This is a genomic window from Streptomyces sp. NPDC056580, from assembly GCF_042793175.1.
Lineage (GTDB): Bacteria > Actinomycetota > Actinomycetes > Streptomycetales > Streptomycetaceae > Streptomyces.
Genome location: NZ_JBHTVE010000001.1, coordinates 260,789 through 274,522 on the forward strand (window position 1 = coordinate 260,789; position 13,734 = coordinate 274,522).

The 13,734-nt window shown below is 73.6% G+C and carries 13 protein-coding genes and 1 pseudogene; 8 read left to right on the forward strand and 6 right to left on the reverse strand.

What is annotated here, in order from left to right; genetic code table 11:
• Positions 1-91 precede the first annotated feature (91 nt).
• A complete protein-coding gene (locus ACFQ9Z_RS01250; protein WP_383009339.1) occupies positions 92-301 on the forward strand; it encodes a DUF4287 domain-containing protein in 210 nt (69 codons plus the stop codon).
• 96 nt (positions 302-397) lie between these two features.
• On the forward strand, positions 398-2,614 hold the full coding sequence (locus tag ACFQ9Z_RS01255; RefSeq protein WP_383009341.1) for an FUSC family protein: 2,217 nt from the start codon (positions 398-400) through the stop codon (positions 2,612-2,614).
• A 52-nt stretch (positions 2,615-2,666) separates the two neighbouring features.
• On the opposite strand, the gene ACFQ9Z_RS01260 is transcribed toward ACFQ9Z_RS01255, so the two are convergent.
• Complete coding sequence (locus ACFQ9Z_RS01260; protein ID WP_383009344.1) at positions 2,667-3,524, reverse strand: SigB/SigF/SigG family RNA polymerase sigma factor; 858 nt, start codon at positions 3,522-3,524, stop codon at positions 2,667-2,669.
• A 230-nt stretch (positions 3,525-3,754) separates the two neighbouring features.
• On the reverse strand, positions 3,755-4,189 hold the full coding sequence (locus tag ACFQ9Z_RS01265; RefSeq protein WP_383009346.1) for an ATP-binding protein: 435 nt from the start codon (positions 4,187-4,189) through the stop codon (positions 3,755-3,757).
• A gap of 120 nt (positions 4,190-4,309) precedes the next feature.
• Here ACFQ9Z_RS01265 and ACFQ9Z_RS01270 point away from each other — a divergent pair, with 120 nt between their 5' ends.
• Together ACFQ9Z_RS01270 and ACFQ9Z_RS01275 are read left to right on the forward strand one after the other, a co-directional pair.
• A complete protein-coding gene (locus ACFQ9Z_RS01270; protein ID WP_383009348.1) occupies positions 4,310-4,552 on the forward strand; it encodes a hypothetical protein in 243 nt (80 codons plus the stop codon).
• 257 nt (positions 4,553-4,809) lie between these two features.
• Positions 4,810-5,265 carry a cyclic nucleotide-binding domain-containing protein gene (locus tag ACFQ9Z_RS01275; protein WP_383009350.1) on the forward strand — a complete coding sequence of 152 codons (456 nt, stop codon included), beginning with the start codon at positions 4,810-4,812 and terminating at the stop codon, positions 5,263-5,265.
• Between the two features lie 124 nt (positions 5,266-5,389).
• Here ACFQ9Z_RS01275 and ACFQ9Z_RS01280 read toward each other — a convergent pair whose 3' ends face one another.
• A complete protein-coding gene (locus tag ACFQ9Z_RS01280) occupies positions 5,390-6,763 on the reverse strand; it encodes an MFS transporter (protein WP_383009352.1) in 1,374 nt (457 codons plus the stop codon).
• A gap of 189 nt (positions 6,764-6,952) precedes the next feature.
• Between ACFQ9Z_RS01280 and ACFQ9Z_RS01285 the strand changes: the two are divergent.
• Positions 6,953-7,441, forward strand: a pseudogene (locus ACFQ9Z_RS01285) (LysR substrate-binding domain-containing protein); the annotation flags it as partial.
• A gap of 30 nt (positions 7,442-7,471) precedes the next feature.
• Here ACFQ9Z_RS01285 and ACFQ9Z_RS01290 read toward each other — a convergent pair.
• Complete coding sequence (locus tag ACFQ9Z_RS01290) at positions 7,472-8,179, reverse strand: TetR/AcrR family transcriptional regulator (RefSeq protein ID WP_383009354.1); 708 nt, start codon at positions 8,177-8,179, stop codon at positions 7,472-7,474.
• Positions 8,180-8,326: 147 nt separating this feature from the next.
• Here ACFQ9Z_RS01290 and ACFQ9Z_RS01295 point away from each other — a divergent pair, with 147 nt between their 5' ends.
• Together ACFQ9Z_RS01295 and ACFQ9Z_RS01300 are read left to right on the forward strand one after the other, a co-directional pair.
• Positions 8,327-9,547 (forward strand): saccharopine dehydrogenase family protein, encoded by a 1,221-nt coding sequence (locus tag ACFQ9Z_RS01295; protein WP_383009356.1) that lies wholly within the window; start codon positions 8,327-8,329, stop codon positions 9,545-9,547.
• Between the two features lie 118 nt (positions 9,548-9,665).
• Positions 9,666-9,917: a WhiB family transcriptional regulator gene (locus ACFQ9Z_RS01300; RefSeq protein ID WP_383009358.1), complete on the forward strand. Its 252-nt coding sequence runs from the start codon at positions 9,666-9,668 to the stop codon at positions 9,915-9,917.
• 141 nt (positions 9,918-10,058) lie between these two features.
• On the opposite strand, the gene ACFQ9Z_RS01305 is transcribed toward ACFQ9Z_RS01300, so the two are convergent.
• Positions 10,059-11,486, reverse strand: a complete 1,428-nt coding sequence (locus ACFQ9Z_RS01305) for a M1 family metallopeptidase (RefSeq protein WP_383009360.1) — start codon at positions 11,484-11,486, stop codon at positions 10,059-10,061.
• Positions 11,487-11,654: 168 nt separating this feature from the next.
• On the opposite strand from ACFQ9Z_RS01305, the gene ACFQ9Z_RS01310 reads away from it, so the two are divergent.
• Positions 11,655-12,005, forward strand: a complete 351-nt coding sequence (locus ACFQ9Z_RS01310; protein WP_383009362.1) for a DUF488 domain-containing protein — start codon at positions 11,655-11,657, stop codon at positions 12,003-12,005.
• Positions 12,006-12,037: 32 nt separating this feature from the next.
• Here the strand turns inward: ACFQ9Z_RS01310 and ACFQ9Z_RS01315 are convergent, their stop codons facing one another.
• Positions 12,038-13,711 (reverse strand): FAD-binding dehydrogenase, encoded by a 1,674-nt coding sequence (locus ACFQ9Z_RS01315; RefSeq protein WP_383010285.1) that lies wholly within the window; start codon positions 13,709-13,711, stop codon positions 12,038-12,040.
• Positions 13,712-13,734: the final 23 nt, after the last annotated feature.

The following is a 13,734-nucleotide window of genomic DNA, read 5'->3' on the forward strand; positions in this document are numbered from 1 at the left end:
ACCGGGATCACCGTGGGCCGCCGATCATTCCCCAGCGGGTCGGCGGTCTCACACGGTGATCAGGAGACATCGACGGAGGGACACCGGCGGCATGACCGAGAAGACCGTGAAGGGCCCGGCGAGCTACTTCCCCGCCATCGAGCGGAAGTACGGCCGTCCGGTCGGCGAGTGGCAGGAGCTGATCCGCTCCTCGCCGCTGAAGAGGCACATGGAACTGGTCGCCTGGCTGAAGGACGAGCACGGTCTCGGGCACGGCCACGCCAACGCGCTTGTCGCGCACACGCTGGCCGGGGGCGAGTAGTCCAGGTCCTCGTGCCATGCTGGTCCGTAGATCAAGTTCTGGCACGGGAGAGAGCGCGGCGGCGTGAGGCGAGCGGTTCGGTCGGGGTGGGCAGGCATGTGGGACCGGCTGGCCGCGTCCGACCCGGGACTGCTCCGGCTCACCGCGGGCCTGCGCACGGTGACCGCCATCGCCCTGACCCTCGCGGTGCTCGGCGTGTTCGGGGTCCCGGTGCCGCAGCTCGTCGCCGGGGCCATCGCGGCGATGGTCGCGACCTTCGCCATCCGGGAGAAGCAGCGCTCCCAGCAGGCCGTCACCCTCGCGCTGGGACTGCCGGTGGCGCTCGCCTCCGTCTCGCTGGGTGCGCTGCTCAGCCAGCGGGTCGTCGAGGGCGACCTGTTCTTCGTCGTACTGATCTTCTGCGCCGTCTACAGCCGCAGGTTCGGCGACCGGGGCACGGCGCTGGGCCTGGTCGGCTTCCAGGTCTACTTCATGTCGCTGTTCGTGCACGCGACCCCGGGCGCGCTGCCCGCGCTGTACGCGGTGATCTGCGTGGCGTTCGGCTGCGCCGCCATGGCCCGCTTCGTCCTGCTGCCGCAGACCCCGGCCGGAACCCTGGACCGGCTGCGGCGCGCCTTCCGCGCCCGGCTGGGCCAGCTCTTCGGCACCCAGCTGGAACTCCTGGACGCCGGCCCCGACGACGTGGACAAGGTGCTCGGGGAACTGCGCACGCGTACCGCGCGGCTGCAGGAGACGGCGCTGCTGATCCAGGGCCGGCTGACGGACGGCGCCTCCGACGAGGCGACGGCGCGGCTGCTGCAGCGCCGGATCGCCGACGCCGAGATCGCCGCCGAGCGGCTCGGGCTGCTGCTGCTGACCGCGCGCAGCGCCGAGCGGACCGACACCCTGACCCTGCACCTGCCCGGAGCTCCCCTGCCGTCCGGCGGCGAACTGCCGGTGCGGGACGGGGCCACGGCGCAGTTGCGCCGGGACCTGGCGGCGCTGCGCCTGCTGGTGCTGCGGCCGGCCGGGGAGGCGTCGGGCACGGCGCTGGCGCATGTGCGCAACCGGCTGCTCGGCTACCGCGAGGAGGAGAACCTGCCGAAGGCCTCACCGGCCGTGCAGGACGTCTTCCGGGGCGTCGGCGAGGCCGGGCGGGCCGTGCTCGGACTGCGGATCGCCCTGGACGGGCCGCAGGACGAGTCCGACGACTCACCGGCGACGGCCCGCTCCCGCGAGGAGCTGGACGCCGAGGACGCGGCCATCGGGGGCAGCGAGGAGGCCGAGGCGGAGAAGCCGGAGCCGGACGGGCTGGGGCGGCCCACGACCAGGGCCGCCGTACAGGTCGCGGTCGGTTCCGCGATCGCCATCGCCGGCGGCGAGCTGCTGTCCAGCCAGCGCTGGTACTGGGCGGTGCTGACGTGCTGGATCGTGTTCATCAACACCTCCTCCACCGGCGAGATCCTGGTCAAGGGCTACCGCCGGCTGCTCGGCACGGTGCTCGGCGTGGTGGCCGGCATCGTGCTCGCCGGCCTGGTCGGGAACCACACGTGGACGGCGTTCGCGCTGGTGCTGCTGTTCGTGTTCGCGATGTTCTACACCGCGCCCCTGTCCTACACGCTGATGTCGTTCTTCGTCACGGCGATGCTGGGACTGCTGTACACGCTGCTGAACTCCTACAGCCTGTCGGTCCTGGTGCTGCGGGTGGAGGAGACGGCGCTGGGCGCGGCCTGCGGGGTGATCGCGGCGGCGGTGGTCCTGCCGATCCACACCGACCGGCGCACCAACGACCTGCTCGTCGACGTCCTGGAGAAGCTGGCGGAGGTCACCCGCGCCGCCGCCGACCAGCTCAGCGGCGGTCCGCCGGTGGACCTGGTCGACAAGGCCCGTGAGCTGGACCAGGCGCTGGCGGACCTGCGGGCCGCCAGCCAGCCGCTGACCCACCCGGTGACCTCGATGCGCTCCCGCCGCGACACCGCCCGGTACGTCATGGCACTGCTGGAGACCTGCGCCTACCACGCCCGTTCCCTCGCGGCCACCGCCGAGCTGCTGCCCACGCACCCGTCCATCGCGGCGGATCCGCGGCTGCGCACGGCCGGCCGGCGGATCGTGGCGAACATCGACGCGATCGCCGCCCACGTGGTGGACCCGCGGTCCGCGGCGACGGTGGAGACCGGCCCCAGCATCGCGTCGCTGCTGGAACCGGGCACCCTGCGCAGTCCGCGCTACGGCCGGGTGACGGACCGGGTGCTGCGTCATCTGCAGCGGCTCGACGAGGCGGTGTCCGGCCTCGCCCGCCCGCTCGGCGTCACGCCGGAGCCCCGCGGGCGGTGACCGGCGCGCCGGGACCGGGCCCGTCGGCGCGGGCCCGGTCCGGACCGGGGGGTCACCGCTGCTTCCGCACGCCCCGCTGGCCCAGCACCTCGTCGCGTACCCGGGCGCAGCTGCGGCTGATGAGCCGGGAGACGTGCATCTGGGAGATGCCGAGCCGGTCGGCGATCCGGCTCTGCGTCATGTCCTCGAAGAAACGCATGTAGAGGATGGCCCGCTCCCGTTCGGGCAGCCGGCGCAGTCCCTCCTTGGCGGCCTCGCGGTCCACGACGACGTCGAACGCGCCGTCCGACGCTCCGAGCGTGTCGGCGAGGCTGTAGCCGTCGTCGCCGCTGGACAGTTCGGCGTCCAGGGAGAGGGTGCTGAAGCTCTCCAGCGCCTCCATGCCCGCGGCGACCTCCTCCTCGGTGAGGCCGGTGTGGGCGGCGATGTCGGCGGGGGTCGGCTCGGGGGTGCCGGGGTTCTGGGTGAGCTCGCGGCGGGCCACCCGGACCCGGTTGCGCAGCTCCTGCACCCGGCGGGGCACCCTGAGCGCCCACATCCGGTCCCGGAAGTGCCGCTTCACCTCGCCGGTGATGGTCGGCACGGCGTAGCTCTCGAAGGCCCCACGGGACGGGTCGAACCGGTCGATGGCCTTGACCAGTCCGAGTGCGGCCACCTGCCGCAGGTCCTCGACGGCCTCTCCGCGGTCGCGGAACCGGCCCGCTATCCGGTGGGCCATGGGCAGCCAGGCGGTCACCAGCTCGTCGCGCACCGCGTCCCGGTCGGGCCCCTCCTCCAGCTCCGCCAGCCGGGCGAAGAGGGCCGCGGTGTCGGGGGCGTCGTCGTGGGTCCGCCGCCCGGACGCGGAGGTCGCGGTGGCGGCGGCGGTGCCGGGCGTGCCGGAAGGACTTGTCGACATGTCGGTCAGCATGCGGAATCGCTCCTGAACGTGGTTTCAGGGCAAGGGACGGAACCGCGGTTCCCGAGTCCTGGCCCGAACGGTGCTGTCAGGGTTCGCCGCGGGATGGGTGTCCGGCCCTCCGGAGGGGGCCTGCGGCGATCTCATCCCGCCGGGCGCGCGCCTCCGGTCCGAAGCACGAGGTTCCGTCTGCCCCTGCCCATGTATGGCAAACGCCGCTAACGGAACTTCTCCTACCGTTCTCAGTGGAGCGGTACGACGGCGGTTATCCGCTTGCCTCCGCGGGGCAGGCCGGCCACGCTGACGTCGCGGGCCAGCAGGCACACGATGGGCCAGCCGCGGCCGCCGAGCCGGTTGCGGCCCCGCTCGTCCACGGGGGCCTCGACCACCGGAACGTCGTCGCTGCGGTCGCTGACCGACACCCTCACCCCGCCGCTGTCGACGTCGACGTCGAAGCCGGTGATGCCGCCGCCGTGCAGGATGGCGTTGGTGGCGAGTTCGGAGGTGACCAGCAGGACGTCGTCGAGCGCGACGTCGTCGCAGCGGATGGCGCGGGTCCTGCACCGCTCGGCCACCACGCGCTGGACGGTTCTGCGGGCGTCCGCCGGCCGGCACGGAACCGGCCGGCACGGCTGACGAAGTCCCGCCGGGGAGTCCGTCCTGTACGTCTCGCGCATCCCTTCCCTCCCTCGGTGCTGCCCGGAACGGGTCTCTTGTTCCGGCTCACCCCTGCGAGAGCGCTCAAACACCCTCGGTGGCGTTGTCATCACCCGGCGCGTGCCGGGTACGTGGACGGTATGACGGATGTCGTGGACGCGGACGAACTGCTGCGGCGGATCAGGCGGGGCAGGGACCGGGCCGCCGAACAGGAACGGGCCTGGCGGGAACAGGCGCAGGGCCTCACGGCGACCGATCCGGAGGGGGCGCGGGAGGCGTCCGTCCGGGCCGGTGCGTACGAGGCGGTGCTGCGGGTGCTGGAGGAGATCGTCGACCCGGGCGGAGCGCCGGCGGAGCGGCCGGGGGTGAGACAGGTCACCTGACCCGCTCCGGATTGGGTGAATGACGCGGAGATGGTTTATCGTTCACACATACGTGGTGACGGGGTCGACCGGAACCGTCCTCCATCACCACCGCGTACGGCCCTGGCTGGCCTCCCCCGTCCAGCCAGGGCTTTTTCATGCCCGGAAGCACGGCACCCGGCCGGGATCCGTTCCTTCGAGGTGCCCGGGGCGGCGGCAGCGGCTGAAATGAACTTGGGGAACACACCCCGACCGTCGCCGGCGAGGAGTCCCGCGCCATGACCAAAGCGATAAAACTGCTGACCGCCCTGCCGCACGCGCAGCGTGAGCGGCTGATGGAGCTGGCCAAGGAGGTCTCCTTCCCGGAGGACTCCCGGATCTTCGAAGCGGGCGGCACCGCGGACCGCTTCTGGGTGATCCGGTCGGGCGCGGTCCATCTGGACCAGCAGGTCACGTCCCGGCAGCGGGTCACCGTCGCCACGCTGGGCGCGGGCGACATGCTCGGCTGGTCCTGGCTGTTCCCGCCGTACCGGTGGGACTTCGGCGCGGTGGCCTTCAGCAACGTGCGCGCCTACGAGTTCGACGGTCCCTCCGTGCTCGCGCTGAGCGTGGAGGACCCGCTGCTCGGGCTGTCACTGGTGCGGACGGTCGCGGAGATCCTCGCGCACCGGCTGGAGACCACCCGCGGCAAGCTGATGGACCAGTACGCGGTCCGCAGGCGCGGACCGCTGTGAGCCGCCCGCAGGCGCGGACCGCTGTGAGCCGCCCGCAGGCGCGGACCGCTGTGAGCCGCCCGCAGGCGCGGACCGCTGCCGAGACGCCGGGCGGGCGGCCGGGGGGCCGCCCGGGCCCGCCGCGTCAGATCCGGTAGCGGCGCAGGGCCGGCATCGCGGCGGCCAGCGCCAGCATGACCACGACCACCAGCGCGCCGCCGCCCGCCACCGCGGCTCTGGGGCCGAACGCCGAGCCGGCGGTGCCGTGCAGCACGTCGGCCAGGCGCGGGCCGCCCGCGACCACCACCGTGAACACGCCCTGCATCCGGCCGCGCATGTCGTCGGTGGCGGCGGACAGCAGGATGGCCCCGCGGAAGACCATGGAGATCATGTCGGCGAGACCGGCGAGGGCGAGGAAGGCGACGGCCACCCAGAGGTCGCCGCTCAGCCCGACCCCGGCGATGGCCGCCCCCCAGGCGACGACCGCGCCGATGACCATCCAGCCGTGCCGCCGCGCCCGCGAGAAGACGCCGGAGAACAGTCCGCCCAGGACCGCGCCGACCGGGATGCCCGCGAAGAGCACGCCGAGCGCCAGGCCCTCGCCCCAGGAGGCGTAGGTCTCCGCGGCGAGCTGCGGGAACAGGGCCCGGGGCATGCCGAGGACCATGGCCACGATGTCGGCCAGGAAGGACAGCAGCAGCACCTTGTGCCCGGAGATGTAGCGGAAGCCGGCCGCGATCTCGCGCACGCCCGCGCGCCGGGCGGGCCGATCGCCGAGCGGGGGCAGTGCGGGCAGCCGGAACACCGCCCAGACGGTGACGCACAGGGCCAGCGCGTCGATCAGGTACAGCTCGGGCAGCCCGATGACCGGGATGAGCACGCCGGCCAGCAGCGGTCCCGCGACCAGGCCGGTCTGCATCACGGTCGAGCCGAGCGCGTTCGCGGCGGGCAGTTCGGCGGCCGGCACCAGACGGGCGATGGAGGCGTTGCGGGCCGGGGAGTTGAGGCCGAAGAAGGCCTGCTGCAGGGCGAGCAGCAGCATGAGCACCACCACGGAGTCCAGGCCCGTGACGGCCTGCGCCCAGAACAGCACCGAGGTCACGGCGATGCCGGTGTTGGTGACCAGCAGCAGCTTGCGCCGGTCCACGGTGTCGGCGACCGCGCCGCCCCACAGCGCGAACAGCACCATGGGCACGAGACCGGCGAGGCTGGCGTAGCCGACCCAGGCCGAGGAGTGCGTGATGTCGTAGATCTGCTTCGGCACGGCGACGGCGGTCAGCTGGCTGCCGACGGCCGTGACGATGGTCGACGACCACAGGCGCCGGAACGCCGGTATGCGCAGCGGCCGGGTGTCCATGGCCCAGCGGCGCCAGCCGCGCCCGGGCGGGGCCGGCGCGGCCGGGGTGTCACTGCCGGTGGCGCCGGGGCCGGCGCCGGTGTTCCTCGGTCCGGCGCCGTCGCTCGCCGGCCCTGCGCCGTCGGTCCTCGGTTCGGTGCCGCTGCTTTCGCTCGTGTCCACGGGGTTCCTGGTCGCTCGTCGGGGGTCGTTGAGAGGTTGCTCGATACATCTTTCGATGCGAGGGCAACTATCGCAGGAACTCCCGGGCTGTCCGACACCTCCCCGCCACCGTGCTCAGGCGCCGAGGAGCAGGGCGGCGCCGAGCACCAGCATGGTGAGCGCGACCAGGCCGTCCAGGACCCGCCAACGGCGCTGCTGCGCGAGGGGCTGGTGATGGCGGCGGTGACCTCCTCGCCGGACCCGGTGCCGGGCTGCTCGGTCCGCCCGCTGGGCCGGATGCGCTACCTGCCGGCCGCCGCGCCGGAGTTCGCCGCCCGGTACCTGGACGGTCCCCTGCCTGATCTGCTGCCCGGGGCGCCCGTGGTGGTCTTCGACCGCAAGGACGACTTCCAGGACGGGTTCGTCAGACGGCTGGGCGGCGTGGCCGCCAGCCCGCTGCGGCACCACGTGCCCACCTCCGAGGGCTTCACCGACGCGGTCGCCGCGGGGCTGGGCTGGGGCATGCTCCCGGAGGTCCAGGCCGGTCCGCTGCTGGCCGCGGGCCGCCTCGTCCTGCTCGCGCCGGACCGGAGCGTGGACGTCACCCTGTACTGGCAGCAGTGGAGGCTCGACTCCCCCGCCCTGGCGGCGCTGGCCGATGCGGTGGCGGGGACGGCGGCCCGGGCGCTGCGCCGGTGATCCGGGTGCCGGCGGACGCGCCGCGGGTCCTCAGGGCCGCGGTCCGCCGAGCCGTCCGGCCGCGCTGTCCAGCAGCATCTCCAGCGCGGTCGGGTAGGCGCTGGTGACCATGCGCCTCGCAAGCAGCGGGGCCGCCTCGGCGATGCGGGGGTGGGTGGCGCGGGGCAGGCGGGCGTAGGTGGAGTGCCACTTGTCCTCGTCGGCGCGCTGGGAGGCGCTGGGCAGGGCCAGTGACGCGGAGTCCAGGGCGGCGAAGGCCAGGGTCTGGTCGATGAACGCGTGGTAGACGCGGACCGTCTCGGCCAGGGAGAACCCGGCCGAGCGCAGCACGCCCAGCACGGCCTCGTCGGCGGCCAGTTCGTGGGCGCGGCCGGTGACCCGGCTGGCGGTGAGCAGCGCGGCCTGCGGGTGCGCGACGTAGCCGCCGTGGATGCGCAGTCCGATCGTCCGCAGGTCGGCCCGCCACTCGCCGGTCGGCCGCCAGCCGGCCAGCGCCTCGCCGATGAGCGCGTCGCCGATGGCCAGGGTCAGGTCGTCCATGCCCCGGAAGTACCGGTACAGCGTGCTGGGGTCGCAGTCCAGGGCGAGCCCGAGGCGGCGGGCGGTGAGCCCGGTGCTGCCGTGCTCGCGCAGCAGCCGGAGCGCGGCAGCGACGATCAGTTCCTCGGACAGCACGGTGCCGCCGCGGGTCGGACGGCGCCTGCGGCGCCTCTCCTCGGGCACGACGGGCTTGGGCACGGTGCTTCCCTCCTGCCTCCGCGCGGCTTATGCCAACGCCATTGACCTTACGCCACCCTCCGGCGTTGGATTCCGGGCAAGGCGCGCCTGCCTCGATGTCCCGTTCCGTTCGTGACCGTTCTTCGTGTCAGGCAGGAGTTTCCCGTCATGCGTGTACTGCTCGTGGGAGCCGGGGGTGTCGGCACCGCCGTCACCCGGATCGCGGCCCGCCGTCCGTTCCTCGACCTGATGGTGGTGGCCGACTACGACCCCGCCCGGGCCGAGGCGGCGGTCGCGGCCCTCGGCGCGGCCGGGGACCGCTTCCGCGCCGAGCGGGTGGACGCGGGCGACGAGGCCGGGGTCGCCGCGCTGCTCGCCCGGCACGGCTGCGACGTGCTGCTCAACGCCACCGATCCGCGGTTCGTCATGCCGCTGTTCCGGGCGGCGCGCTCGGCCGGGGCGACCTACCTCGACATGGCGATGTCGCTGTCCCGTCCGCACCCCGAGCGGCCGTACGAGGAGTGCGGGGTCAAGCTGGGCGACGAGCAGTTCGACCTGGCCGGGGAGTGGGCGGAGGCGGGCGCGCTCGCCCTGGTGGGCATGGGCGTGGAACCCGGTCTGTCGGACGTGTTCGCCCGCTACGCCGCCGACGAACTCTTCGACACCATTGAGGAGATCGGCGTCCGCGACGGCGCCGATCTCACCGTGGACGGCTACGACTTCGCCCCCTCGTTCAGCATCTGGACCACCATCGAGGAGTGTCTGAACCCGCCGGTGGTGTACGAGCGCGGGCGGGGCTGGTTCACCACCGCGCCGTTCAGCGAGCCCGAGGTGTTCGACTTCCCTGAGGGGATCGGGCCGGTGGAGTGCGTGAACGTGGAGCACGAGGAGGTGCTGCTGATGCCTCGCTGGGTCGGCGCCGACCGCGTCACGTTCAAGTACGGGCTGGGCCGGGAGTTCGTCGAGACGCTGAAGACCCTGCACCGCCTGGGGCTTGACCGCACCGAGCCGGTGACGGTGCCGGGCCCGGACGGACCGGTCGCCGTCTCGCCGCGCGACGTGGTCGCCGCGTGCCTGCCCGACCCGGCGACGCTGGGCGAGCGGATGCACGGCAAGACCTGTGCGGGCACCTGGGTGCGCGGCACGAAGGACGGGGCGCCGCGCGAGGTGTACCTGTACCACGTGGTCGACAACCAGTGGTCCATGGCGGAGTACGGCTGCCAGGCGGTGGTGTGGCAGACGGCGGTCAATCCGGTCGTCGCCCTCGAACTCCTCGCCACCGGCGCCTGGTCGGGGACGGGCGTCCTCGGTCCGGAGGCCTTCCCCGCAGGCCCGTTCCTCGACCTGCTGACCGCGTACGGCTCCCCGTGGGGCATGCGCGAGCAGTGACCGGAACGCGGCCCGCGCCAAGTCCCGCGCAACCTCCCGGTTTCATGCCGTCCTGACCGGTCACCCGAAAAAGCACGCATTCGACTGGCACGGACGACTACGACCGGAGGAGACTTCGATGTACAACTGGCGCGAACATGCCGCGTGCCGTCATGAGGACCCCGACCTGTTCTTCCCCATCGGCACCACCGGTCCTTCGCAGGTGCAGGCACAGCAGGCGAAGGCGGTGTGCGGTCGCTGCCCGGTGCGGGAGCAGTGCCTGGACTGGGCCTTGGACACGGGCCAGAGCATCGGCATCTGGGGCGGCACCACCGAGGTGGAGCGGCGCGCGCTCAAGCGCCGCGTGCGTTCCCGGCAGCGCTCCGGCTGAGCCGACCGCCCCGCCCCGGCCGCTCCGGGCCCCGGCGTCCGCCCCCGGTCCCCCAAGGCCCGGCGGCGGACGCCGGGGCCTCGTCGTGCGGCGGGGCGGGCCCGGTCGTCCGGGGACGAACCCGCCCCGGTGGTCCGGCCGCTAGGGTCGGGCCGGCTTGCCCGGCTCGTACAGCCAGGTGCGGAACAGCGGGTCCAGGTCCTTGCCGGACAGCCGCTCGGCGAGCCGGGTGAACTGGGCCGTGGTGCCGTGCCCGGCGCGGTGGCCGGCCGCCCAGGCGCGCAGGATCCGGAAGAAGTCCCGGTCGCCGACGGCCCGGCGCAGTTCGTGCAGGGTCATCGCGCCGCGGGCGTAGACGGGTGTGTCGAAGATGTTCTCCCCGCTGCCCGGGTCGCCGGGCGGGAAGGCCCACAGGCGGTTGCTCGCCGGGCGGGCGTAGAGGTCGTCGAACGCCTTCTGCGCGCTGTCGCCGCCGTGCTGTTCCGCGTAGAGCCACTCGGCGTAGGTGGCGAAGCCCTCGTTGAGCCAGATGTCCTTCCACGCGGTCAGCGAGACCGAGTCGCCGAACCACTGGTGGGCGTTCTCGTGGACCAGGGTGCTCACGTCGGGCGCCGAGTCGTAGAGGGGCCGGCTCTGGGTCTCCAGGGCGTAGCCGACGTCGGGCGCGTGGTCGACGAGCGAACCGGCGGCCTTGAACGGGTAGGGCCCGAACAGCCTGCTCTCCCACTCCAGCACGGAGGGCAGCTTCTTCAGCACGGGCGCCGCCGCGCGCGCCTCACGCGGGTCGACGGCGTTGTACACCTGGATGCCGTCGTGCGTGGTGTACCGCTCGACCTGGAACTTCCCGACAGTGGCGGTGGCGAGGTAGGCGGCCATCGGCTCGGCCTGGTGCCAGCGGAAGGTGGTGCGGCCGTGCGCGGTGCGCGTGCCGCGCAGGACGCCGTTGGCGACGGCGGTGCGTCCCTCGGGGACCGTGATCGTGAAGTCGTACGACGACTTGTCCTTGGGGTGGTTATTCGCCGGGAACCAGGTCATCGCGCCCTGCGGCTCGCCGGCGACGAACGCCCCGTCGTCGGTGGGGATCCAGCCGTCCGCGGAGCCGTCCGGGTCGGTGACCGGCCCGGGCGTGCCGTGGTAGGAGACCGCGACCCGGAACTCCTGGCCCGCGCGCAGGGCGTGCCCCGGGGTGACGACGAGTTCCTGGCCGTCGCGGCGGAAGCCGGCGGAGTGGCCGCCGACGGTGACGCCGGTGACCTTCAGGCCCGAGAGGTCGAGGTCGAAGCGGGTGAGCCGCTGTGTGGCCCGTGCGGTGAGGGCGGCCTTGCCGTCCAGGCGCCGGGAAGCAGGGTCGTAACGGAGCGTCAGGTCGTAGTGGCCCACGTGGTAGCCGCCGTTGCCGCTGAGCGGGAAGTAGGGGTCGCCCGCGCCGGCTGCGCCGGTCGTGCCGGCCGCCGCGGGGCCGGCCGCCCCGAGCAGCGCCGCCACGGCGACGGGGACGGTGGCGAGGACCGCCTCGCGGCGGAGAACTGCGGTGCGTCGGCCGGGGACCTGTCTGCGCGGTGGCGTCACGGGCGCTCCTCCAGGGGGGTGACGAATGATCGTTTCGCCAAAGACTAGGCGCGGGGCCGACCCGGTTTCGCCCTCTTTCCGGTCAAGTCACGCCGCGTCGCCGCCCGGTGGGCCGCGCCCGCGGCAGTACTCTCGCAGCACCGTCCGCGACCCGAGAGGGGCCCCACCGTGAGCGTGCGCGTGCGCCGGATCTACGAACCGCCCGAGGCGGACGACGGGCTGCGGGTCCTGGTGGACCGGCTGTGGCCGCGCGGAGTGTCCAAGGACGAGGCCCGGGTGGACGAGTGGCCGAAGGGGCTCACGCCCTCGAACGAACTGCGCAAGTGGTTCCACTCCTCGCAAGGCTCCTTCGAGGAGTTCCGCAGCCGCTACGAGGCCGAACTCGCCGCTCCCGAGGCAGCCGGACTCCTCGACGGGCTGCGGCGGTCGGCGCGCGAGGGGAGGATGACGCTGCTCACGGCGTCCAAGGCGCCGGAGCGGAGCCACGCCTGCGTGCTGGCGGAGTTGCTGCGGGGCTGAGACCCGGCCCCGCGGCGTCCGCCTGCTCCTCCTCAGCCCGTCTGCTTCGCCGCCGCCCGCCCCGCCGCGCGGCCCGAGAAGAGGCAGCCGCCGAGGAAGGTGCCTTCCAGGGCGTTGTAGCCGTGCACGCCGCCGCCGCCGAAGCCCGCCACCTCGCCCGCCGCGTACAGCCCCTCGACCGGTGCGCCGTCGGCGCCGAGCGCCCGGGAGTCGAGGTCGGTCTGGATGCCGCCGAGGGTCTTGCGGGTGAGGACGTGCAGCTTGACGCCGATCAGCGGACCCGCCCCGGGATCGAGGATCCGGTGCGGGGCGGCGACCCGGCCAAGGCGGTCGCCGATGTAGCGGCGGGCGTTGCGGATGCCCTGGACCTGCGAGTCCTTGCTGTAGGGGTTGGCGAGCTGGAGGTCGCGGTCCTCGATCTGGCGGCGCACCAGGGCTGCGTCGAGCAGCGGTTCGCCGGTGAGCCCGTTCATCTTCTCGACGAGCTGTTCCAGGGTGTCCGCGGTCACGAAGTCGGCGCCGTTGCGCAGGAACGCCCGCACCGGCGCCGGGGCGCCCTTGCCGAGCAGCCGGTCCCGCAGCACCGCCTTGCGGTCCTTGGCGGTGATGTCGGGGTTCTGCTCGGAGCCCGAGAGCGCGAACTCCTTCTCCACGATCTTCCGGGTGAGGATGAACCAGGAGTGGTCGTGGCCCGCGAGGTCCTCGGTGGTGCGCAGGTGCCTCAGCGTGCCGAGGGTGTCGTAGCCGGGCAGGCACGGGTCGGGCAGCCGGCGGCCGAGCGCGTCGAACCAGAGGGAGGACGGGCCGGGCAGGATGCGGATGCCGTGGCCGGGCCAGACCGGGTCCCAGTTCCGGATGCCCTCGGTGTAGTGCCACATCCGGTCGCGGTTGACCAGGCGGACCCCGGCGGCCGCGCTGATGTCCAGCATCCGGCCGTCGACGTAGGCGGGCACACCGGTGACCATCTCGGCGGGCGGGGTGCCGAGCCGTTCCGGCCAGTAGCGGCGCACGATGTCGTGGTCGGCGCCGATGCCTCCGGAGGTGACGACCACGGCCTGGGCGGCGAGTTCGAACTCTCCCGCCGCCTCGCGGCTGGAGGCGACGCCGCGCGGGGAGTCGTCGTCGGCGAGGACCGTGCCGCGCACACCGCGCGCGGCGCCGCCCTCGATCACCAGCTCGTCGACCCGGTGGCGGTGGTGGAAGGTGAGCAGCCCGTCCCGGGCGGCCTGCCGGGCGTAGCGGACGAAGGGTTCGACCACGCCGGTGCCGGTGCCCCAGGCGATGTGGAAGCGGGGCACGGAGTTTCCGTGCCCGCCCGCCCGCAGGTCGCCGCGCTCGGCCCAGCCGACGGTGGGCAGCAGCGAGATGCCGTGCCCGGCGAGCCAGGAGCGCTTCTCGCCGGCCGCGAACTCCACGTAGGCGCGGGCCCAGCGCGCGCCCCAGGAGTCCTCGTCCTCCAGGCGGTCGAACCGCGCGCTGCCCTGCCAGTCGCTCCAGGCCAGCTCCAACGAGTCCTTGATGCCCAGGCGGCGCTGCTCCGGGGAGTCGACCAGGAACAGGCCGCCGAAGGACCAGAACGCCTGTCCGCCCAGGTTGTGGGCGTTCTCCTGGTCGACCAGGGCGACCCGCCTGCCCCGGCTGGTGAGTTCGTGCGCCGCGACCAGGCCGGCGAGGCCCGCTCCGACGACGATGACGTCCGCGTCCATGGCGGCCATTGCGTCCTTGTCCT

Excerpts from the sequence above, each read along its gene's own strand:
- ACFQ9Z_RS01250 (WP_383009339.1), top strand. The coding sequence starts at position 92 with ATGACCGAGAAGACCGTGAAGGGCCCGGCGAGCTACTTCCCCGCCATC.
- ACFQ9Z_RS01255 (WP_383009341.1), top strand. The coding sequence starts at position 398 with ATGTGGGACCGGCTGGCCGCGTCCGACCCGGGACTGCTCCGGCTCACC.
- ACFQ9Z_RS01260 (WP_383009344.1), bottom strand. The coding sequence starts at position 3,524 with ATGCTGACCGACATGTCGACAAGTCCTTCCGGCACGCCCGGCACCGCC.
- ACFQ9Z_RS01265 (WP_383009346.1), bottom strand. The coding sequence starts at position 4,189 with ATGCGCGAGACGTACAGGACGGACTCCCCGGCGGGACTTCGTCAGCCG.
- ACFQ9Z_RS01270 (WP_383009348.1), top strand. The coding sequence starts at position 4,310 with ATGACGGATGTCGTGGACGCGGACGAACTGCTGCGGCGGATCAGGCGG.
- ACFQ9Z_RS01275 (WP_383009350.1), top strand. The coding sequence starts at position 4,810 with ATGACCAAAGCGATAAAACTGCTGACCGCCCTGCCGCACGCGCAGCGT.
- ACFQ9Z_RS01295 (WP_383009356.1), top strand. The coding sequence starts at position 8,327 with ATGCGTGTACTGCTCGTGGGAGCCGGGGGTGTCGGCACCGCCGTCACC.
- ACFQ9Z_RS01300 (WP_383009358.1), top strand. The coding sequence starts at position 9,666 with ATGTACAACTGGCGCGAACATGCCGCGTGCCGTCATGAGGACCCCGAC.
- ACFQ9Z_RS01315 (WP_383010285.1), bottom strand. The coding sequence starts at position 13,711 with ATGGACGCGGACGTCATCGTCGTCGGAGCGGGCCTCGCCGGCCTGGTC.